We start from the raw sequence: 20,934 nt of genomic DNA on the forward strand, positions 1-20,934 counted from the left end.
GTTTCGGTGGTTATAGCGTAGGGGAAACGCCCGGTTACATTCCGAACCCGGAAGCTAAGCCTTACAGCGCCGATGGTACTGCAGGGGGGACCCTGTGGGAGAGTAGGACGCCGCCGAACAATTCTTGAAGGGCTGGACCCGTAACTTCGGTTACGGGTCCAGCCCTTTTTTGTTCTGCGTCACTTGAAGTTCACGTTGCGCGATCAGCATCCACGGTATGGGTACTGCTGCAATGCTCAGGGCCGCCGGTGTCGGACTCGGTGACGAGGTCGTCGTGCCGGCCTTCGGGAACGTCGAGGTCGCCGAGGCCGTGGCCAAGGCCGGGGCGATGCCGGTGTTCGCCGACATAGATCCGGTCACCTACTGTCTCGATGCCTCCGCTGTGGAAACGGCGGTGACTCCGCGGACCGCGGCCGTGGTGGTCGTACACCGCTTCGGGCGGCTCGCCGACATCGCGCGGCTTCACACGCTGGGAGCGCGGCACGGGCTGCTCGTGCTGGAACAGGGGGAGTCCGAGGCGCCGTACGACGAGATAGCCCAGCGCAGGGAGCGGGCGGCTTATCTCCATGCGAAGTTGAGGGGCGTGCGGACGCCGGACGACGGTGACGGGCACACCTATCAGCAGTACGTCGTGCGGGTTCCGGGCAATGGGCGACCGGATCGGGATGCTTTCGCGCGGGCTGTGCGGGCCAAGGGGGTCGAGTGCCGGGTGCCGGTGAAGACTCCGGTGCACCGGCTGCCCGAATTCCGGCGGTGTGTTTCTCTCCCGGAGACGGAGCGGGCTTCCGACGAGACGCTCGCACTGCCTGTGGACGCCACGCTGACCAAGCGGGACATGCAGCGGATCGTGTCCGCCTGCAATGCCCTTGGAGGGCTTCTCCAGCCCGCCTTCTGACGCGGTTGGGAGCACGGGTCTGTTCGGGGTATGATCTATCCCGTTGCCGCGCGGGAAACCCCGCAGGCGACAGGCCCCTATAGCTCAGTCGGTAGAGCGTCTCCATGGTAAGGAGAAGGTCAACGGTTCGATTCCGTTTGGGGGCTCCAGCAGAAAAGGCCCCACCCTCACGGGTGGGGCCTTTTTCATGTCCTAGTCCTTGTGGAGTCCCGGGACGCGCATCGCCAGGATCGCCATGTCGTCGGACGGGGCGTCCGAGGCGAAGCGTTCCACCGCGCGCATGATGCGGGCCGCGACCGCACCGGCCGTGAGGCCCGTGCAGGTCGTGAGGACGTCCGCGAGGCCGTCGTCGCCCAGCATGCGGGCGCCCTCACGGCGTTCGGTGACGCCGTCCGTGACGCACAGGAGGACGTCGCCCGGGTCGAGGGTGACCGTCTGCTCGTAGAGCTCCAAGTCGTCGATGACGCCGAGGAGCGGCTGGGGTTCGGCCGCCGGTTCCACCGAGCCGTCCTGGCGCAGGCGCAGCGGGAGCGGGTGGCCTGCGCAGACGACCTTGAGTTCGGCGCTGCCGTCCTCCTGGGGGCGCATCTCGCCGTAGAGGAGGGTGAGGAAGCGGCTGCGGGCGCCTTCGTCGAGGATGGCGGAGTTGAGGCGCTCCAGGACCGCCGGGCCGCTGAGTCCCTCGCGGGCCAGGAGGCGCAGGGCGTGACGGGCCAGGCCCGTGACCGCCGCCGCGTTCGGGCCCGTACCGCACACGTCGCCGATGGCGAAGCCGTAGGCACCGTCGCGGATGGGGAAGACGTCGTAGAAGTCGCCGCCGACCTCGTTGCCCTCGCCGGCGGCGCGGTAGATGACCTCGACCTCGACTCCCTCGATCGTGGGAAGTTCCGGTGGGAGGAGGCTGCGCTGGAGGGACTGGCTGATGGCCGTTCGCTCGGAGTAGAGGCGGGCGTTGTCCAGGGCCAGGGCGGCCCGGCGGGAAAGGTCCTCGGCGAGTTCCAGGATCTCCTGGCGGAAGTGCTCGTCGGTCGGCTTGCCGAGGGTCAGCATGCCGATGACGCGGTTGCGGGCGACCAGGGGGAGGACCACCGTCTCGCCGCCCACCGCGGATGCCGTGGCGAGGGTCGGGCCGATGCCGGGGGTGACCTGGTGGGTCGGGCCGCCGCTGAGGCCGAGGCTGCGCATGGAGCTGCGCAGGGCCGCCTGGTGGGCCACCTCGGCGGGGGCCGTCCAGACGCGGGCGCCGGGGGTGGGGACCGGGTCGGGCGGGGGGACCTTCGACAGCAGGGACTTGATGCCGTCGATGAGTTCCTCGTCCTCGTGCAGGACGTACGAGAGGTAGGGCTCGGAGGCCTGGTGGGCGATCGTGTAGACGGCGCACCAGGTGGCGAGGGTGGGGACCGTCATCTGGGCCATCAGGGCCAGGGTCTGGTCGCGGTCCAGGGTGCCGGCGAGCAGGTCCGAGGCCTCGACGAGGAAGTTCAGGGAGCCGCGGCGCAGGCGTTCCAGTTCGCCGAGGCGGGCCGATTCGACGGCGAGTGCGATGCGGTCGGCGGCGAACTGGAGGCGCAGAGCCTCCTCGTTGGAATATCTGCCGGGGGCCTCGGCGGCGACGCCGAGCGAGCCGGTGAGGCGGCCCTCGACCTTCAGCGGGACCGTGACGACCGAGCGCATGCCCGTGCCGTTCAGCAGCGGCACCGCGCCGGGGACCGCCGTCAGGTCGTCGTGGACGGCCGGCATGCGGGCGGACCCGTAGCGGCCGGAGCCCGCCTCGACGGGGACGCGGGCGAAGCGCTGGCGGGCGGAGGGCAGGCCCGTGGAAGCGCGGACCTCCAGTTCCGTCTCGTCGTCCGTGGCCAGCAGGAGGAACGCGGAGTCGCCGTCGAGCATGTCGCGGGCGCGTTCGACCGTGCGCTGGAGGAGGCCGTCGAGGTCGTCCGGGGCGGGGTAGCCGATGAACACCTCGAAGGGGTCGGTGCTCTGGCCCTCGGAGGTGGTGCCGGTGTCGGAGGCGGGGACGCGCAGAGGTGTCTGGAGAACTGCCCGTTCGTGGTCGCGTACCAGGAGGCACACGGTTGACGGTTCGCCGCCGGTGTCGCGGACGCGCAGGTGGGAGGCGTAGACGGGGGTCACACGGCCGTCGGCGGCGCGGACGCCGTAGCTGCCCTCCCAGCGGGAGAGCTGGAGTGCCTCCGCGATGCCGGTGCTGGTGCCCGGGGTGTGCGGCCAGGCAGCGAGGTCGGTCAGGGGCTTGCCGGTGACCTGCTCGGCCGAGTAGCCGAAGAGGTCCTCGGCGTCCTCGTTCCAGGCGGTGATGTGGCCGGTGCGGTCGATCTGGACGACGGCCACGCGGACCCGGCCGTCGGCGAGGGGGAGGAGGCCGACGGGGAGGGCCGGGCCGGCCGCGCGGGTGCCCACTGTCCGGGCGGGGAGGTCGAGTTGGAACCAGACGGTCTTGTGGGTGGGGGTGTACTCGACGCCCCAGTGGCCGGCGAGGGCCGCGCACAGCTGGAGGCCGCGCCCGCCCTCGCGGTCGGGGCTGCCCATGTTGATGGCCGAGGCCTGGAGCGGGATCTCACGCTCGGGGTAGCGGTCGGCCACCTCGATGCGCACGCCCTCGTCGCTGCGCAGGCAGAGCAGGTCGGCGGAGGTGCCGGCGTGGACCACGGCGTTGGTCACCAGTTCGCTGGTGAGAACGACGGCGTCGTCGACGATGTCGGCGAACCCCCAGCCCTGGAGGGTGTCGCGGACGAAGGAGCGGGCGCTGGCGACAGATCGCCCGACGGGCTCGAAACTGGCGGCCGCTCGCGCGGTGATCACAGAACTCCTCGACCGGTTCTCGACGTGCTGGGCTGCGTGACCGACCGGCTCGCGCCGCTGTTGCGGCAGGCCGCCCGTCGGCCGGGGGTCCGGGGGCTGTCCCCCAGGGATCAGTCCGGTGGTCATGTGTGCGGCCGCCCCTCCGATGCCCGCTCGTCTTCGTGCCACCGCCCAGGCCGGACGGACCGGCGTGGCTGGACAGCCGGATGCAAGGTTACTTACCTTCGCGGTCCATGCGGATGCCGGTCTGCAGTGTTTCCGTCCGGAGGGTGTGCGGACGATGTGCGAAGCTGCCGAACTGTTATGGCCTGGTTCGGCCAGGGTGAAACACTGGGCAAGCTTCTTGTGAAAGTCCGGGCAGGCTGAGTGTCTTCTGCGTACGGGGGGCAGCAGCCCCCTGGGAACGGCCTGGTATGCAGGGCGGAGAATACGCAGTAGTAACCGGTACGCCGAGCGCGGTACCTCAGCACAGCAGTGACGGTCGACCCCTGCGGGAGGGACACAGTGGAGTCTGGCGCAGCGACGCGTGGCAAGAAGACGCGCGCGAAAGGCGGACAGTCCCCAAGTAGTCAGGGCAAAGTGCGCAGCGGCACTACTGAAGTGGACACGGCAGCCCTGAACCGGCTGATGGTTGCCCTGGTGGCGATGCGGGACGGCAACTTCCGCAAGCGGCTCACGGTGTCCGGGGACGGCGTGATGGCCGAGATCGCGGCGGTTTTCAACGAGGTTGCCGACCGCAATCTGCATCTGACGGGTGAGCTCTCGCGCGTGCGGCGGATGGTGGGCCGGGAGGGCAAGCTCACCGAGCGGCTGGAGACCGGGGCCTGCGAGGGCTCCTGGGCGACCGCGATCGACAACTCGAACGCCCTGGTGGACGACCTGGTGCGGCCGGTTTCCGAGGTCAGCCGGGTGCTCTCCGCGGTGGCCGAGGGTGATCTGTCGCCGCGCATGGAGTTGCGGACGCAGGTGCCGGACGGGAACGGGCAGCCGCTGCGCGGCGAGTTCCTGAAGGTCGGGCGGACCGTCAACAACCTGGTCGACCAGCTGTCGACGTTCACCGACGAGGTCACGCGTGTGGCCAGTGAGGTGGGTACCGAGGGCAAGCTGGGCGGGCAGGCCCGTGTGCGTGGTATGTCGGGTTCATGGCGGGATCTCACGGACTCCGTCAACACGATGGCGTACCGGCTCACCGCTCAGGTGCGGGATATCGCGCTGGTGACGACGGCGGTCGCCAAGGGTGATCTGTCCCGGAAGGTCACGGTTCAGGTGGCCGGCGAGATGCTGGAGCTGAAGAACACCGTCAACACGATGGTGGACCAGCTGTCGGCGTTCTCCTCCGAGGTGACCCGGGTGGCCCGTGAGGTGGGCACCGAGGGTGCGCTGGGCGGGCAGGCGCAGGTGCCCGGGGTGGACGGCGTGTGGAAGGAGCTCACCGACTCCGTCAACACCATGGCCGGGAACCTCACGGCCCAGGTGCGCGGCATCGCGGAGGTGACGACGGCGGTCGCCAACGGTGACCTGTCGCGGAAGGTGACCGTGCAGGCGCGGGGCGAGGTCGCGCAGCTCGCCGAGACGATCAACCAGATGACCGAGACGCTGCGGATCTTCGCGGACGAGGTCACGCGTGTGGCCAACGAGGTCGGGGCCGAGGGGCGGCTCGGTGGTCAGGCGAACGTGCCGGGTGCGGCGGGGACGTGGAAGGACCTCACCGATTCGGTGAACACGGTCTTCCGGAATCTGACCACTCAGGTGAGGGACATCGCCGCCGTGACGACGGCCGTGGCCAACGGTGATCTGTCGCAGAAGGTCACCGTGGACGTGGCCGGCGAGATGCTGGAGCTGAAGAACACCGTCAACACGATGGTCGACCAGCTCTCCGCCTTCGGTGCTGAAGTGACCCGTGTGGCTCGCGAGATCGGTGTCGAGGGTGAGCTGGGCGGTCAGGCGCAGGTGCCGGGCGTGGCCGGGACCTGGAAGGACTTGACGGACTCCGTCAACACGGCGTTCCGGAACCTCACCGGACAGGTGCGGAACATCGCGCAGGTGACGACGGCTGTGGCCAACGGTGACCTCTCGCAGAAGGTCACGGTCGACGTCTCCGGCGAGATGCTCAAGATGAAGAACACCGTGAACACCATGGTGGATCAGCTGTCGTCCTTCGCCGACCAGGTGACCCGGATGGCCCGGGACGTGGGCACGGAGGGCCGTCTCGGCGGTCAGGCCCAGGTGGACGGCGTGTCCGGCACGTGGAAGGAGCTCACCGACTCCGTCAACTCCATGGCCGGGAACCTCACCTCCCAGGTGCGCAACATCGCGCAGGTGACGACGGCGGTGGCCCGGGGTGATCTGTCGCAGAAGATCGACGTGGACGCGCGCGGCGAGATCCTGGAGCTGAAGAACACCATCAACACGATGGTCGACCAGCTCTCGGCCTTCGCCGACCAGGTGACCCGGGTCGCGCGCGAGGTGGGTACGGACGGCCGGCTGGGCGGACAGGCGCAGGTGCCCGGCGTCGCCGGTGTGTGGCGTGACCTCACCGATTCCGTGAACGGCATGGCCGGGAACCTCACCGCGCAGGTGCGCAACATCGCGCAGGTGGCGACCGCGGTGGCCCGGGGTGATCTGTCGCAGAAGATCGACGTGGACGCGCGCGGCGAGATCCTGGAGCTGAAGAACACCCTGAACACGATGGTGGATCAGCTGTCGTCGTTCGCCCAGGAGGTCACGCGTGTGGCCCGTGAGGTGGGTACGGAGGGCATCCTGGGCGGCCAGGCCGAGGTGCAGGGCGTCTCCGGCACCTGGAAGGACCTCACCCAGTCCGTGAACGGCATGGCGAACAACCTGACCATCCAGGTGCGCAACATCGCCGAGGTCACGACCGCGGTCGCCCGGGGTGATCTGTCGAAGAAGATCACCGTCGACGCCAAGGGCGAGATCCTCGAGCTCGTCACGACCGTCAACACGATGGTCGACCAGCTGTCCTCCTTCGCCGAGCAGGTGACCCGGGTGGCCCGTGAGGTGGGCACCGAGGGCATTCTCGGCGGCCAGGCGCACGTGCCCGGGGTCACGGGCATCTGGAAGGACCTGAGCGACAACGTCAACCTGATGGCCAAGAACTTGACCACTCAGGTGCGGAACATCTCCCAGGTCTCCGCGGCGGTCGCCAACGGTGACCTGACGCGGCAGGTCACGATCGAGGCGCGTGGTGAGGTCGCGCAGCTCGCCGACACCATCAACACGATGGTGAAGACGTTGAGTTCGTTCGCCGAGCAGGTCACCAAGGTGGCCCGTGAGGTGGGCACGGACGGCATCCTCGGCGGGCAGGCGCACGTGCCGGGTGTGGCCGGCACGTGGAAGGACCTGACCGAGTCCGTGAACCAGATGGCGTCCAACCTGACCGGCCAGGTGCGCAACATCGCCATGGTGACCACGGCCATCGCCAAGGGTGACCTGACGAAGAAGATCGACATCGATGCGCGCGGCGAGATCCTGGAGCTGAAGACGACCATCAACACGATGGTCGACCAGTTGTCGTCCTTCGCCGAGGAGGTCACCCGAGTCGCCCGCGAGGTGGGTACGGAGGGACAGCTCGGCGGTCAGGCACGCGTGCGTGACGTCGACGGCACCTGGCGGGACCTGACCGAGTCCGTGAACGAGATGGCCGGGAACCTGACCCGGCAGGTGCGTGCCATCGCGCGCGTGGCGACGGCGGTGACCCGCGGTGACCTGAACCTGAAGATCGACGTGGACGCGTCCGGGGAGATCCAGGAGCTCCAGGACTACATCAACAAGATGATCGCCAACCTGCGCGACACCACGATCGCCAACAAGGAGCAGGACTGGCTCAAGGGCAACTTGGCCCGGATCTCCGCGCTGATGCAGGGCCGCCGGGACCTGGAGGACGTGGCCTCGCTGATCATGAGCGAGCTGACGCCGGTGGTGTCCGCGCAGCACGGCGCGTTCTTCGTGGCGATGCCGCTGGTCGACGGCGAGGACATGAACGCCGCGGACGAGGACCAGTACGAGCTGCGCATGCTTGGTTCGTACGGCTACTCGATGGGCTCCATGCCGACGTCGTTCCAGCCGGGTGAGGCGCTGGTCGGCACGGCCGCCGAGGAGAAGCGCACGATCCTGGTGGAGAACGCGCCGAGCGGCTATCTGAAGATCTCCTCGGGGCTCGGTGAGGCGCCGCCCGCGCAGGTGATCGTGCTGCCGGTGCTGTTCGAGGGCAGCGTGCTCGGGGTCATCGAGCTGGCGTCCTTCACGCCGTTCACGCAGATTCAGAAGGACTTCCTCAACCAGATCGCCGAGATGATCGCGACGAGCGTCAACACCATCTCCGTCAACACCAAGACCGAGCTGCTGCTGGCGCAGTCGCAGGAGCTGACCGAGCAACTGCGTGAGCGTTCGGCTGAGTTGGAGCAGCGGCAGAAGGCCCTCCAGGCGTCCAACGCCGAGCTGGAGGAGAAGGCCGAGCTGCTGGCCCAGCAGAACCGCGACATCGAGGTGAAGAACACCGAGATCGAGGAGGCGCGGCAGGTCCTGGAGGAGCGCGCCGAGCAGCTCGCCGTGTCGATGCGCTACAAGAGCGAGTTCCTGGCGAACATGTCGCACGAGCTGCGTACGCCGCTCAACTCGCTGCTGATCCTGGCCAAGCTGCTCGCCGACAACGCCGAGGGGAACCTCTCCCCGAAGCAGGTGGAGTTCGCCGAGACGATCCACGGGGCCGGTTCCGACCTGCTCCAGCTCATCAACGACATCCTCGACCTGTCGAAGGTCGAGGCGGGCAAGATGGACGTCTCCCCGACGCGGATCGCGCTCGTGCAGCTCGTGGACTACGTGGAGGCCACCTTCCGCCCGCTGACCGCGGAGAAGGGCCTGGATCTGTCCGTTCGGGTGTCGCCGGAGCTGCCCGCGACGCTGCACACCGACGAGCAGCGGCTGCTCCAGGTGCTGCGCAACCTGCTGTCCAACGCGGTGAAGTTCACCGACTCCGGGTCGGTGGAGCTGGTCATCAGGCCGGCGCGGGACGACGTGCCGCAGAAGATCCGGGAGCAGTTGCTGGAGACGGGGTCGCTGACCGACCCGGAGGCCGAGCTGATCGCGTTCTCCGTGACCGACACCGGAATCGGCATCGCGTCCAGCAAGATGCGGGTGATCTTCGAGGCGTTCAAGCAGGCCGACGGCACGACCAGCCGCAAGTACGGCGGTACGGGTCTCGGGCTGTCCATCTCGCGGGAGATCGCCCAGCTGCTCGGCGGTGAGATTTACGCGCAGAGCGAGCCGGGCCGCGGCTCGACGTTCACGCTGTACCTGCCGCTGCACCCCAGCGAACTGCCGCCGCAGGGCTATCAGCAGCAGCTGCCGGCCCTGGAGCCCGGGGACCTGATGGCGTCGACGCCGGACCTGTCCGAGCTGTCCGAGGTCGAGGTCGAGACGCCGGCCGAGGTGAAGTCGTACAACGAGACGCAGAACGGTCCGGCCGCCCTGTTCCGGCGGCGGCGCAGGATGCCGGAGCTGGCCCCGCGCCCGGCGCAGCCGGAGCAGTGGACGCCCGCGGAGCAGGAGGCGGCGCCGAAGCCGCGGCGCGGCATCCGCTTCGGCGGCCAGAAGGTCCTGATCGTCGACGACGACATCCGCAACGTCTTCGCGCTGACCAGCGTCCTGGAGCAGCACGGCCTGTCCGTGCTGTACGCCGAGAACGGCCGTGAGGGCATCGAGGTCTTGGAGCAGCACGACGACGTGGCGGTCGTCCTGATGGACATCATGATGCCCGAGATGGACGGGTACGCGACGACCACGGCGATCCGCAGGATGCCGCAGTTCGCCGGGCTGCCGATCATCGCGCTGACCGCGAAGGCGATGAAGGGCGACCGGGAGAAGGCGATCGAGTCGGGCGCCTCCGACTACGTCACGAAGCCGGTCGACCCCGATCACCTGCTGACGGTGATGGATCAGTGGATGCGAGGGGAATGAGGGGAAGGTTGGACCGTTACGCAACGTTGGCGGGAAGGTTCGGTGTTCACACGGAGTTGCGGACTCAGTGTGCGCATAGTCGTGTAGAAGTACGAGATCTGGGGAACCTTCTGGTCTCCTGCTGCGTTTCTGCTATGTGCACAGTGACATCCCGGTGACAGGGTGTGGCGACAGGCGGGGTGCGGCTACGATGACCGGCACAAGGACGGGCGGCGCAAGGGAGTCGTCCCCTGGGGCGGCACCCACCGGTGCGACCCCAGGTCCTGCGGACAGGGGAGGCCCCACGCCGGGGCGAGGAGGGCGGGCCATGGTGCAGAAGGCCAAGATCCTCCTGGTCGATGACCGGCCGGAGAATCTGCTTGCGCTGGAGGCGATCCTCTCTGCGCTCGATCAGACGCTGGTGCGGGCATCGTCCGGGGAGGAAGCGCTCAAAGCGCTGCTCACGGACGACTTCGCGGTCATTCTGCTGGATGTCCAGATGCCGGGCATGGACGGCTTCGAAACAGCCGCGCACATCAAGCGGCGGGAGCGGACCCGGGACATCCCGATCATCTTCCTCACCGCGATCAACCACGGGCCCCACCACACCTTCCGGGGTTACGCGGCGGGCGCGGTCGACTACATCTCCAAGCCGTTCGACCCGTGGGTGCTGCGCGCGAAGGTCTCCGTCTTCGTCGAGCTGTACATGAAGAACTGCCAGCTGCGTGAGCAGGCCTCGCTGCTGCGGCTCCAGTTGGAGGGCAACGGCAAGGACGCGGAGGGTGAGGCCAAGGAGTCGGCCGGTCTGCTCGCCGAGCTCTCGGCGCGGCTCGCGGCCGTCGAGGAGCAGGCCGAGGCGCTGACCAAGCAGCTCAACGACGACTCGACGGACGCGGCGGCGGTGGCCACGGCGGCTCATCTGGAGCGCAAGCTCACGGGGTTGCGGCGGGCGCTGGACGCGCTGGAGCCGGGCACCGGGAGCACGTCGTCGGTGTCCTCGCAGAACTGACGCCCGGCCAGGCGTCGTTGCCCGCTCATGAGCGCGCGTCAAGTTCTGGGCCTCTTTCGGAGCGACACGAACGGGTGAAGCCGTAGGCACACGTGTCCCTTGTCGTCTCCACCGGTAACCTCACACCCATGGCCTCACGTCCCTCCGCAGCCAAGAAGACGCCCGCGAAGAAGGCGGCCGCTTCGGCGAAGGCTCCGGCGAAGAAGGCCGCTGCCAAAAAGGCTCCAGCGAAAAGGGCGCCCGCCAAGAAGGCCGCGGCCAAGAAGGCCGCGCCCAAACCGGCTCCGAGCCCGACCGGGGGCATCTACCGGCTCGTGCGCGCCCTGTGGCTCGGGGTCGCACATGCCGTCGGCGCCGTCTTCCGCGGCATAGGGCAGGGCGCCAAGAACCTCGACCCGGCTCACCGCAAGGACGGTGTCGCCCTGCTGCTGCTCGGTATCGCGCTGATCGTCGCCGCAGGCACCTGGGCCGACCTGAAGGGCCCCGTGGGCGACCTGGTCGAGATCCTGGTGACCGGCGCCTTCGGCCGGCTCGACCTGCTCGTGCCGATCCTGCTCGCCGTCATCGCCGTGCGGTTCATCCGCCACCCGGAAAAGCCCGAGGCCAACGGACGCATCGTCATCGGCCTGTCCGCGCTCGTCATCGGGGTGCTCGGCCAGGTCCACATCGCCTGCGGCTCACCGGCGCGCGGCGAGGGCATGCAGGCCATAAGGGACGCCGGCGGCCTCATCGGCTGGGCCATGGCGACCCCGCTGTCGTACGCCATGGGCGACATGCTCGCCGTGCCGCTGCTCGTGCTGCTGACGATCTTCGGACTGCTGGTCGTCACGGCCACCCCGGTCAACGCCATCCCGCAGCGGCTGCGGCTGCTCGGGGTGCGGCTGGGGATCGTGCGCGACCCCGCCGAGGACGAGTTCGGGGAGGACGACGAGCGCTACGACGAGCAGTGGCGTGAGGCGCTGCCCGCCCGGCCGCGCGGCCGGCGTACGCCGGGGCCCACGGCGTACGACCCCGACAGCGCCGAGCAGGAGGCCCTCTCCCGGCGCCGCGGCCGTCCCCGGCGCTCCGCCGTGCCACAGCCCGATATGGACCGTCCCGGGGACGCCGTGGACGTCGCCGCGGCGGCCGCCGCCGCGCTCGACGGCGCCGTGCTGCACGGGATGCCGCCCTCGCCGATCGTCGCCGACCTCACCCAGGGCGTGACCGTCGGGGACCGCGAGCCGACCACACCGACGCCCGTCCCGGCCGCCCGGCCGCAGCAGGAGAAGCTCGAGCAGGACAAGCCCGAGCGGGAGAAGCCGAGGGCGGGCGTCCGCGACCTCACCAAGTCCCCGCCCGCCAAGCCCCGCGACCTGCCCCCGCGCGCGGAACAACTCCAGCTGTCCGGGGACATCACGTACGCGCTGCCGTCCCTCGACCTCCTCACGCGCGGGGGCCCCGGCAAGGCCCGCAGCGCCGCCAACGACGCCATAGTCGCCGCGCTGACCAACGTCTTCACCGAGTTCAAGGTGGACGCCAGTGTCACGGGCTTCACGCGCGGGCCGACGGTCACGCGCTACGAGATCGAGCTCGGCCCCGCCGTGAAGGTCGAGCGCATCACCGCACTGGCCAAGAACATCGCCTACGCCGTCGCCAGCCCGGACGTGCGGATCATCAGCCCGATCCCCGGCAAGTCCGCGGTCGGCATCGAGATCCCGAACACCGACCGGGAGATGGTCAACCTCGGTGACGTCCTGCGGCTCGCGGAGTCCGCGGAGGACGACGACCCGATGCTGGTCGCCTTCGGCAAGGACGTCGAGGGCGGCTACGTCATGCACTCGCTGGCGAAGATGCCGCACATGCTGGTCGCCGGCGCCACCGGCTCCGGAAAGTCGTCCTGCATCAACTGCCTGATCACCTCGATCATGATGCGGGCGACCCCCGAGGACGTCCGGATGATCCTCGTCGACCCCAAGCGGGTCGAGCTGACCGCCTACGAGGGCATCCCGCACCTGATCACCCCGATCATCACCAACCCCAAGCGGGCCGCCGAGGCGCTCCAGTGGGTCGTACGCGAGATGGACCTGCGCTACGACGACCTGGCCGCCTACGGCTACCGGCACATCGACGACTTCAACCGGGCCGTACGCGAGGGCAAGGTCAAGCCGCCCGAGGGCAGCGAGCGCGAGCTCCAGCCGTACCCGTACCTGCTGGTCATCGTCGACGAGCTCGCCGACCTGATGATGGTCGCGCCGCGGGACGTCGAGGACGCGATCGTGCGCATCACACAGCTCGCGCGCGCGGCCGGCATCCATCTCGTGCTCGCCACCCAGCGGCCGTCGGTCGACGTCGTCACCGGTCTGATCAAGGCGAACGTGCCGTCGCGGCTGGCCTTCGCCACGTCGTCGCTGGCCGACTCGCGGGTCATCCTCGACCAGCCGGGCGCCGAGAAGCTCATCGGCAAGGGCGACGGGCTTTTCCTGCCGATGGGCGCCAACAAGCCGACCCGTATGCAGGGCGCCTTCGTGACCGAGGAGGAGATCGCGGGCGTCGTCCAGCACTGCAAGGACCAGATGGCGCCCGTCTTCCGGGACGACGTCACCGTCGGGACCAAGCAGAAGAAGGAGATCGACGAGGACATCGGCGACGACCTCGACCTGCTGTGCCAGGCGGCCGAGCTGGTCGTCTCCACGCAGTTCGGGTCGACGTCCATGCTCCAGCGCAAGCTGCGCGTCGGCTTCGCCAAGGCCGGGCGGCTGATGGACCTGATGGAGTCCCGCAACATCGTCGGACCGAGCGAGGGTTCGAAGGCTCGTGACGTTCTTGTGAAGCCTGACGAGCTGGATGGCGTGCTCGCGCTGATCCGGGGGGAGTCTGAAGGGTAGGGAAGCGGGACACGCCGGTCGCCTCGCCGAGTTGTACTGCAAACGGGTGTCCGGATCGTGACTCACCCGTAAGGGATCATCGAGCAACCGTTTCCCGTCGGCGTACGTCAAGTTGAGGGAAACGACGAACAGCTTTCCCACCATCGGAATGTCGGGCCATTCCGATGGCGTACAAAGTGCCACCGCCCGGTTGCCCCACCCTTTTGTACCCCCCCTAGACTGAACCTCCAGCACAGGCGGCTACACGCTCGAAAGGCGCCCCCGTGTCCATCGGCAACTCCCCTGAAGACGAGCGTCCGTTCGAAGACGAGCGCGTCGAAGAAGACCGCGAGGAAGCCCGCCCCTCCATCGGCCGTGCCCTTCAGCAGGCGCGAATCGCCGCTGGGCTGACCGTCGACGACATCAGTAGCGCCACCCGGGTCCGCATGAACATCGTGCACGCCATCGAGGCTGACGACTTCACCGCCTGTGGCGGGGACGTCTACGCCCGCGGGCACATCAGGACCCTGGCCAAGGCTGTCCACCTCGACCCCGCCCCGCTGCTCGCCCAGTACGGCGACGAGCACGGCGGGCGCCCGGCGCCGACCCCGGCGGCTCCCCTGTTCGAGGCGGAACGTATCCGTCCGGAGCGGCGGGGGCCCAACTGGACCGCCGCCATGGTCGCCGCGATCGTCGCCGTGATCGGTTTCGTCGGGTTCACGATGTTCCAGGGCGACGACGGAGCCAACGAGGCGAACGTGGCCGAGGGCTCCACGCCCGGCGACTCCGCCTCTCCGACCACCAAGACCAAGAAGCCCGCCGACCCCAAGCCCGAGGTGTCCGACAGCGCCATCGCGGCCGCGCCGCAGGACAAGGTGACGGTCCAGGTGGCAGCCGTCGACGGCCGCAGCTGGATCGCCGCCAAGGACCACAACGGCCGGATGATCTTCGACGGCGTCCTCAAGCAGGGCGACACCAAGACCTTCCAGGACAGCTCGAAGGTCCACCTGGTCCTCGGGGACGCCGGCGCGATCGACCTCTTCGTCAACGGCAAGAAGATCAAGGACGACTTCCAGCCGGGCGCCGTGGAGCGCCTGACGTACACGAAGGGCGACCCCGAAGCCGGATAACCGGTTCGAGGGACGCAGTCACCACGGGGTTGGCCGGGAAACGGCCAACCCCGTCGACGTGGGGTGTCAGCGGGACGAAGTACTCTTGAGCCCATGCCTGAACGCCGTACCGTCGCACTCGTCACCCTTGGCTGCGCCCGTAACGAGGTGGACTCGGAGGAGCTCGCAGGCCGTTTGGAGGCGGACGGCTGGCAGCTCGTGGAGGACGCCGGGGACGCGGACGTCGCTGTCGTGAACACCTGTGGCTTCGTCGAGGCCGCCAAGAAGGACTCCGTCGACGCCCTCCTGGAGGCCAACGACCTCAAGGGACACGGCAGAACCCAGGCCGTCGTGGCGGTGGGCTGTATGGCCGAGCGGTACGGCAAGGAACTCGCCGAGGCCCTCCCCGAGGCCGACGGCGTGCTCGGGTTCGACGACTACACGGACATCTCGGACCGGCTCCAGACGATCCTCAACGGCGGCATCCACGCCTCGCACACCCCGCGCGACCGCCGCAAGCTGCTGCCGATCAGCCCGGCCGAGCGGCAGGAGTCGGCCGGCGCGGTCGCGCTGCCCGGGCACGCCCCGGCCGACCTCCCGGAGGGCCTCGCTCCGGCCTCCGGTCCGCGTGCGCCCCTGCGCCGCCGTCTGGACGGCTCCCCGGTCGCCTCCGTGAAGCTCGCCTCCGGCTGCGACCGGCGCTGCTCCTTCTGCGCCATCCCGTCCTTCCGGGGCTCCTTCATCTCCCGCCGCCCGAGCGACGTGCTGAACGAGACGCGCTGGCTGGCCGAGCAGGGCGTGAAGGAGATCATGCTGGTCTCCGAGAACAACACCTCCTACGGCAAGGACCTCGGCGACATCCGCCTGCTGGAGTCGCTGCTGCCCGAGCTCGCCGAGGTGGACGGCATCGAGCGGGTCCGGGTGAGCTACCTCCAGCCCGCGGAGATGCGGCCGGGCCTGATCGACGTGCTGACGTCGACCCCGAAGATCGCGCCCTACTTCGACCTCTCCTTCCAGCACTCCGCGCCCGGTGTGCTGCGCGCGATGCGCCGCTTCGGCGACACCGACCGGTTCCTGGAGCTGCTCGACACGATCCGCGGCAAGGCGCCCGAGGCCGGCGTGCGCTCCAACTTCATCGTCGGCTTCCCCGGCGAGAGCGAGGCCGACCTCGCGGAGCTGGAGCGGTTCCTGAACGGCGCGCGGCTGGACGCCATCGGCGTCTTCGGCTACTCCGACGAGGAGGGCACCGAGGCGGCGACCTACGAGAACAAGCTCGACGAGGACGTCGTCGCCGAGCGGCTGGCCCGCGTCTCGCGGCTGGCCGAGGAACTCGTCTCGCAGCGTGCCGAGGAGCGCGTCGGCCAGACGGTGCACGTGCTCGTCGAGTCCGTCGACGACGAGGAGGGCATGTACGGCCGCGCGGCGCACCAGGCGCCCGAGACGGACGGCCAGGTGCTGCTCACGAGCGGCGCGGGTCTGAGCAGCGGCCGTATGGTCGAGGCGAAGGTGGTCGGTACGGAGGGCGTCGACCTGGTGGCCGAGCCGCTTCGGAGCTCGTTCGCGTCGCCGTCGTGGAGTGAGGAGGCGGGCAGATGACCGGTGCTCCGGCATCCGCGGCGGGAGGCCCCTCCGGCGCGAGGAGGGCCGCGGCGGGTCCGGCCTCGGGGAAGGCTCCCGGGGCTGCGATGGGCCGTGGGGCCGCGCGGTCGGCCGAGGGCGGAGCGCCCGGTACGGGCGGCGGTGGGGCGTCTGAGGGTGACGGCTCGGAGAGCGCCGTCGTCGACGCGCAGGACGACGGGAAGCCCCCGCGGGGCGGGAAGCTGGCGGCCGCGGCCGTCAACCAGGCCAGCGTCTGGAACGTGGCCAATCTCCTGACCATGCTCCGGCTGATCCTCGTACCGGCCTTCGTCGCGCTGATGCTCGCGGACGGCGGATACGACCCGGTGTGGCGGTCCCTCGCCTGGGCGGCCTTCGCCATCGCCATGATCACCGACCTCTTCGACGGCCATCTGGCGCGCAGGTACAACCTGGTCACGGACTTCGGGAAGATCGCCGACCCCATCGCCGACAAGGCGATCATGGGGGCGGCGCTGATCTGTCTGTCCCTGCTCGGAGATCTGCCGTGGTGGGTGACCGGAGTCATCCTCGGCCGGGAACTCGGGATCACCCTGCTGCGTTTTGTGGTCATCCGCTACGGCGTCATCCCCGCCAGCCGCGGAGGCAAGCTCAAGACGCTCACCCAGGGCGTGGCCGTGGGCATGTACGTGCTGGCGCTGACGGGGTGGCTGGCGACCCTGAGGTTCTGGGTGATGGCGGCAGCGGTCGTTCTGACCGTGGTGACCGGGCTCGACTATGTGAAACAGGCCATTGTGCTGCGCAGGCGGGGAATCGCCGAGCGCAAGGCCGCGTTGGAGGAGAAGGAAGCGTGAGTTCCACGGCCACCGACGTGGTACGACTACTCACGGTGAAGGGCCGGACGCTTGCCGTCGCGGAGTCGCTGACCGGTGGCCTCGTCGCGGCGGAGATCACATCCGTCCCCGGGGCGTCCAAGGTCTTCCGGGGCTCGGTGACGGCCTACGCCACCGAGCTGAAGCATGAACTGCTGAGTGTCGACACCACCCTGCTGGCGGCGCGAGGAGCGGTGGATCCGCAGGTCGCGGCCCAGATGGCGGCCGGAGTGCGCAAGGCGCTCGGCACGGACTGGGGCATCGCGACCACCGGTGTCGCGGGCCCTGAGCCGCAGGACGGACAGGCCGTCGGGACGGTTTTCGTCGCCGTGGACGGACCCCTGAGGGCAGATTCCGGTTCTGCCGGCGGCGGAAAAGTGGAGGCTCTGCGGTTGAACGGCGACCGCGAGGAAATTCGTAGAGAGAGTGTACGGAGCGTACTCGCACTGCTCCTGAAGGAGCTTGCGGGCGAACAGACTGGGAATGAGCGGGCACAGGATACGGAACGGAACGGGGGGTTTTGATGTTTGCAGCCCTGAGTGAACACGACATCGCTCCCCGCACGGCCGCGGCGCAAGGCGGTACGGTGGGGCGTAATGGATGCGGCTACGCGGTCCGAGGAGGGAGCCACCGATGATTCTGCTCCGTCGCCTGCTGGGTGACGTGCTGCGTCGGCAGCGCCAGCGCCAGGGCCGTACTCTGCGCGAAGTCTCCTCGTCCGCCCGAGTCTCACTCGGCTATCTCTCCGAGGTGGAGCGGGGGCAGAAGGAGGCTTCCTCCGAGCTGCTCTCCGCCATCTGCGACGCGCTGGACGTACGGATGTCCGAGCTCATGCGGGAAGTGAGCGACGAACTCGCCCTTGCCGAGCTGGCTCAGTCTGCTGCGGCCACCCCCAGCGAACCTGTGCCCACGCCGGTTCGTCCGATGCTGGGCTCTGTTTCGGTGACCGGCGTGCCACCGGAACGGGTGACCATCAAGGCGCCCGCCGAGGCGGTGGACGTCGTCGCCGCGTGACGCTTCGCGCGTACGTGGCATGAGCGAGCGGCGCCGACCAGGCGCCGAGACTGGTGAGGCCCCGGCCGGGGTTCTCCGGGAGATCCGGAGGGGTGTCGGTCGGGGTTTTCGCTTACCCGCAGGCCTTCGGACAGGCGTGTGCCCGATTTGTTTGCGTTTGCCCATGGGGCGTGCGGCGGTCATCGTTGAGGGGATGGCGGGGGGCAGCCAACGGAGGTGCGGATGTACGTCGTGAAGAGCCCGCTGTCCGACGCGAGCCTGAAGACCGTGTCCGAGGCGTTGCAGGGCGCCCTCGTCGACCTGGTGGACCTCGCCCTCGTGGCGAAGCAGATCCACTGGAACGTGGTGGGGCAGCGCTTCCGTTCCGTGCACCTCCAGCTCGACGAGGTCGTCGACATCGCGCGGAAGTACTCCGACACCGTGGCGGAGCGCGCCGCGGCGCTCGGGATCCCGCCCGACGGGCGAGCCGCGACCGTGGCCGTCGGCAGCGGCATCGGCGTGACCCCCGAGGGGTGGGTCGACGACACGACCGCCGTGCGAACGCTCGTCGAGGCACTCGGCGCGGTGATCACGCGGATGCGCGGGCGGGTCGAGGCGACCGGTGAGCCGGATCCGGTGAGCCAGGACATCTTCATCGGGATCACGGCGGACCTGGAGAAGCATCACTGGATGTTCCAGGCCGAGAACGGGTGACCGCAGCGGGCACGGCAGCAGGCGACGGGCCGGCCGGAGGGCTCGCCGCTCGGCGTTGCGCGGCTCGCGGTCTCACGGCTCGCGGTCTCGCGGCTCGGCGCAATGGGGCTCGGGGCGGTGGGGTGCGCGGTGCGCCTGCGTGCCGTTGGTGCGCCCTGTCCGTCGGCCCGAGTGGCCGAATAGCGTCGGGCTGGAGGTGCCGGCCATGGCGGGGATAGGGCGCTGGGGGGTCCGCGGAGCCGTGCTGGGGCTGGGGGCGCTGTGGTGGTGGGCGGTGCTGCGGCTGGCGGTCGCGCCCGGGGCCGGCGTGCTGGAGGCGACGGTCGCGGCCGGAGGGTGGGGGCTGAGTGTGCTGCCGGTGCATTGCGTGCCGAAGGGCCAAGCGAACGGGGCGGTCGGTGCGGGGCGGTGGCGGAAGGTGCTGGGAGCGGGGGGCCGGGGTGTGGTGTCGCGGCGGGGGTGACGTCGGGGGCGTGGCGCGGGCCCTGGGTGGGCGGGTGTGCGCTACCAGGGCATCGCGACACCGCCGTTCGGGCGGATGATCTGGCCCGTCGTGAAGGCCGAGGCGTCGGATGCCAGGTGGAGGACCGCGTGGGCGATGTCCTCCGGGGAGCCGACCCTGCCCAGGGGTGACATACGAGCCATGACGGCCTCGGTGTGCGCCTGGGCCTCGCTGTCGTGGCGGTCGGTCATGGGGGTACGGATCCATCCCGGGGCGACCGCGTTCACGCGGATGCCGTGCCGGCCCGTCTCGGTCGCGAGGGTCCTGGTCAGCTGGACCACCGCCGCCTTGGCCGCGCCGTAGCAGAGCAGGCCGGGAGCGCCGGTGTCGACGGCGCCCGAGGCCATGGTGACGATGCTGCCGCCGGTGCCCCGGGCGATCATCAGGCGGGCAGCCTCCTGGCAGGCGTACAGCACTCCCTTGAAGTTGACGTCGAGCACCCGGTCGAGGTCCTCGTCCCGGGTCTCCAGGACCGGGCTGCTGTGCATGATCCCGGCGATCGCGGCCATGACGTCCAGGCGCTCGCAGGAGCTGATGGCCTGTCTCAGCCGGGCGCGGTCGGTGACGTCGAGGTCGTGGGTGCGGGCGGTGCCGCCGCCGTCCTTGATCAGGGTCGCCGTCTCGTGCAGGCCCTCGGTGTCGCGGTCCGCGCAGTGCACGGTGGCGCCCGCCTCCCCGAGCAGGAGCGCCGAGGCACGGCCGATGCCGCTCGCGGCTCCGGTGACGAACGCGGTGCGGCCGGTGAGGTCGTACGCCGTGACGGGCATACAGGGACCGTACGAGCGTTTCTGACGGGTCGTCAATTGGTGCGGCTTCGCCGCGGTGGGGGAGTGGCCGGGGCGGGGCCCGGCTGGCAGGTGGGACACCAGTACGTGGGGCGTTCGCGGGAGCCGTCACCCTGGTCGGCGACGCGGACGGAGGTGTGGCAGCGCAGACAGGGGCGGGGAGCCCGGCCGTACACGAAGAGGTCCTGGCCACGGCGGCCCGTCGTGGTGCGGATCGGGCGGTCGCGGTTGGTCTCCAGCAGCTTCTTGGCAAGCGCGGGCAGCTTGGCGGCGCGCTCGGCGGGCAGGTCGCCGACGGGGAGCCAGGGGGTGACGCCGAGCAGGAAGCAGAGCTCGCTCTTGTAGACATTGCCGATGCCGGCCAGATTGCGCTGGTCGAGCAGGGCCTCGCCGAGGGGGCGGGCGGGGTCCTTCAGGAGATTGGCGAGGGCCAGGCCGGGGTCCCAGTCCGGGCCCAGGAGGTCGGGGCCGAGGTGGCCGACCGCGCGGTGCTCGTCGGTGGTGCGCAGGAGTTCCAGGACGGGGAGGCGGTAGCCGACGGCCGTGCGGTCGGTGGTGCCGAGGATCGCGCGGATCTGGTGGCCGGGGCCGCCGCTCCAGCGCCGGCCGTTCTCGTACACCTTCCAGGAGCCGTCCATCCGCAGGTGCGAATGCAGGGTCAGGCCGCCCTCGACGCGGGTCAGGAGGTGTTTGCCGCGCGGGGTGACGTCCAGGACCGTGCGGCCCGTGAGGTCGGCCGTGGCGAGCCGGGGCACCCGGAGGTCGCTGCGGATCAGCACCTTGCCCGCGAGGGCGTCGTGCAGCCTCCTCGCGGTCTGCCAGACCGTGTCACCTTCGGGCATGGGTCAAGGGTGGCACGGGC

At 69.7% G+C, this 20,934-nt stretch carries 14 protein-coding genes, 1 tRNA gene and 1 rRNA gene; 13 read left to right on the top strand and 3 right to left on the bottom strand.

The genetic code is table 11. The features are described 5' to 3' along the window. The first annotated feature begins 2 nt into the window (after positions 1 to 2). The 3 genes from rrf to QC385_RS38160 all read left to right on the top strand — a co-directional run bounded on the left by rrf (position 3) and on the right by QC385_RS38160 (position 1,044). Positions 3 to 119, top strand: a 5S ribosomal RNA gene (gene rrf / locus QC385_RS38150). A 113-nt stretch (positions 120 to 232) separates the two neighbouring features. Next, on the top strand, positions 233 to 895 hold the full coding sequence (locus QC385_RS38155) for a DegT/DnrJ/EryC1/StrS family aminotransferase (protein ID WP_279546058.1): 663 nt from the start codon (positions 233 to 235) through the stop codon (positions 893 to 895). A 73-nt stretch (positions 896 to 968) separates the two neighbouring features. After that, positions 969 to 1,044 (top strand) — tRNA-Thr (locus QC385_RS38160). 43 nt (positions 1,045 to 1,087) lie between these two features. On the opposite strand, the gene QC385_RS38165 is transcribed toward QC385_RS38160, so the two are convergent. Beyond that, positions 1,088 to 3,841 (bottom strand): SpoIIE family protein phosphatase, encoded by a 2,754-nt coding sequence (locus QC385_RS38165; protein ID WP_279545990.1) that lies wholly within the window; start codon positions 3,839 to 3,841, stop codon positions 1,088 to 1,090. 378 nt (positions 3,842 to 4,219) lie between these two features. Here QC385_RS38165 and QC385_RS38170 point away from each other — a divergent pair, with 378 nt between their 5' ends. The 10 genes from QC385_RS38170 to QC385_RS38215 all read left to right on the top strand — a co-directional run bounded on the left by QC385_RS38170 (position 4,220) and on the right by QC385_RS38215 (position 19,248). Next, entirely contained in the window at positions 4,220 to 9,691 is a 5,472-nt protein-coding gene (locus QC385_RS38170) for a HAMP domain-containing protein (protein ID WP_279545991.1), read from the top strand. Between the two features lie 307 nt (positions 9,692 to 9,998). Continuing rightward, complete coding sequence (locus QC385_RS38175; protein WP_279545992.1) at positions 9,999 to 10,679, top strand: response regulator; 681 nt, start codon at positions 9,999 to 10,001, stop codon at positions 10,677 to 10,679. Positions 10,680 to 10,807: 128 nt separating this feature from the next. Continuing rightward, positions 10,808 to 13,543: an FtsK/SpoIIIE family DNA translocase gene (locus tag QC385_RS38180; RefSeq protein WP_279545993.1), complete on the top strand. Its 2,736-nt coding sequence runs from the start codon at positions 10,808 to 10,810 to the stop codon at positions 13,541 to 13,543. A gap of 263 nt (positions 13,544 to 13,806) precedes the next feature. Then, the gene (locus tag QC385_RS38185) at positions 13,807 to 14,652 is read left to right on the top strand and encodes a helix-turn-helix domain-containing protein (RefSeq protein WP_279545994.1); all 846 of its coding nucleotides are present in this window, start codon (positions 13,807 to 13,809) and stop codon (positions 14,650 to 14,652) included. Between the two features lie 93 nt (positions 14,653 to 14,745). Then, a complete protein-coding gene (gene rimO / locus QC385_RS38190; protein WP_279545995.1) occupies positions 14,746 to 16,227 on the top strand; it encodes a 30S ribosomal protein S12 methylthiotransferase RimO in 1,482 nt (493 codons plus the stop codon). Continuing rightward, complete coding sequence (gene pgsA, locus QC385_RS38195; protein WP_279545996.1) at positions 16,224 to 17,060, top strand: CDP-diacylglycerol--glycerol-3-phosphate 3-phosphatidyltransferase; 837 nt, start codon at positions 16,224 to 16,226, stop codon at positions 17,058 to 17,060. Before rimO ends, pgsA begins: the two co-directional genes overlap by 4 nt. Further along, positions 17,057 to 17,602 carry a CinA family protein gene (locus QC385_RS38200; protein ID WP_279545997.1) on the top strand — a complete coding sequence of 182 codons (546 nt, stop codon included), beginning with the start codon at positions 17,057 to 17,059 and terminating at the stop codon, positions 17,600 to 17,602. Before pgsA ends, QC385_RS38200 begins: the two co-directional genes overlap by 4 nt. 109 nt (positions 17,603 to 17,711) lie before the next feature. Next, entirely contained in the window at positions 17,712 to 18,092 is a 381-nt protein-coding gene (locus tag QC385_RS38205) for a helix-turn-helix domain-containing protein (protein WP_003993396.1), read from the top strand. Positions 18,093 to 18,314: 222 nt separating this feature from the next. Continuing rightward, a complete protein-coding gene (locus QC385_RS38210; protein ID WP_279545998.1) occupies positions 18,315 to 18,785 on the top strand; it encodes a Dps family protein in 471 nt (156 codons plus the stop codon). Between the two features lie 205 nt (positions 18,786 to 18,990). Beyond that, positions 18,991 to 19,248: a hypothetical protein gene (locus QC385_RS38215; protein ID WP_279545999.1), complete on the top strand. Its 258-nt coding sequence runs from the start codon at positions 18,991 to 18,993 to the stop codon at positions 19,246 to 19,248. A gap of 41 nt (positions 19,249 to 19,289) precedes the next feature. Here QC385_RS38215 and QC385_RS38220 read toward each other — a convergent pair whose 3' ends face one another. Both QC385_RS38220 and QC385_RS38225 read right to left on the bottom strand, forming a co-directional pair. Next, positions 19,290 to 20,054, bottom strand: a complete 765-nt coding sequence (locus QC385_RS38220) for an SDR family NAD(P)-dependent oxidoreductase (protein ID WP_279546000.1) — start codon at positions 20,052 to 20,054, stop codon at positions 19,290 to 19,292. Between the two features lie 32 nt (positions 20,055 to 20,086). Then, positions 20,087 to 20,914 (bottom strand): Fpg/Nei family DNA glycosylase, encoded by an 828-nt coding sequence (locus QC385_RS38225; protein WP_279546001.1) that lies wholly within the window; start codon positions 20,912 to 20,914, stop codon positions 20,087 to 20,089. Positions 20,915 to 20,934 lie beyond the last annotated feature (20 nt).

Source organism: Streptomyces sp. DH10 (genome assembly GCF_029813805.1).
GTDB classification, from domain to species: Bacteria; Actinomycetota; Actinomycetes; order Streptomycetales; family Streptomycetaceae; genus Streptomyces; species Streptomyces coeruleofuscus.

What these genes read in the sequence shown, in the direction of transcription:
- pgsA (WP_279545996.1), top strand. Translation starts at nt 16,224, where the DNA reads ATGACCGGTGCTCCGGCATCCGCGGCGGGAGGCCCCTCCGGCGCGAGG.
- QC385_RS38225 (WP_279546001.1), bottom strand. Translation starts at nt 20,914, where the DNA reads ATGCCCGAAGGTGACACGGTCTGGCAGACCGCGAGGAGGCTGCACGAC.
- QC385_RS38210 (WP_279545998.1), top strand. Translation starts at nt 18,315, where the DNA reads ATGTACGTCGTGAAGAGCCCGCTGTCCGACGCGAGCCTGAAGACCGTG.
- QC385_RS38180 (WP_279545993.1), top strand. Translation starts at nt 10,808, where the DNA reads ATGGCCTCACGTCCCTCCGCAGCCAAGAAGACGCCCGCGAAGAAGGCG.
- QC385_RS38175 (WP_279545992.1), top strand. Translation starts at nt 9,999, where the DNA reads ATGGTGCAGAAGGCCAAGATCCTCCTGGTCGATGACCGGCCGGAGAAT.
- rimO (WP_279545995.1), top strand. Translation starts at nt 14,746, where the DNA reads ATGCCTGAACGCCGTACCGTCGCACTCGTCACCCTTGGCTGCGCCCGT.
- QC385_RS38215 (WP_279545999.1), top strand. Translation starts at nt 18,991, where the DNA reads ATGGCGGGGATAGGGCGCTGGGGGGTCCGCGGAGCCGTGCTGGGGCTG.
- QC385_RS38155 (WP_279546058.1), top strand. Translation starts at nt 233, where the DNA reads ATGCTCAGGGCCGCCGGTGTCGGACTCGGTGACGAGGTCGTCGTGCCG.
- QC385_RS38220 (WP_279546000.1), bottom strand. Translation starts at nt 20,054, where the DNA reads ATGCCCGTCACGGCGTACGACCTCACCGGCCGCACCGCGTTCGTCACC.
- QC385_RS38165 (WP_279545990.1), bottom strand. Translation starts at nt 3,841, where the DNA reads ATGACCACCGGACTGATCCCTGGGGGACAGCCCCCGGACCCCCGGCCG.
- QC385_RS38205 (WP_003993396.1), top strand. Translation starts at nt 17,712, where the DNA reads ATGATTCTGCTCCGTCGCCTGCTGGGTGACGTGCTGCGTCGGCAGCGC.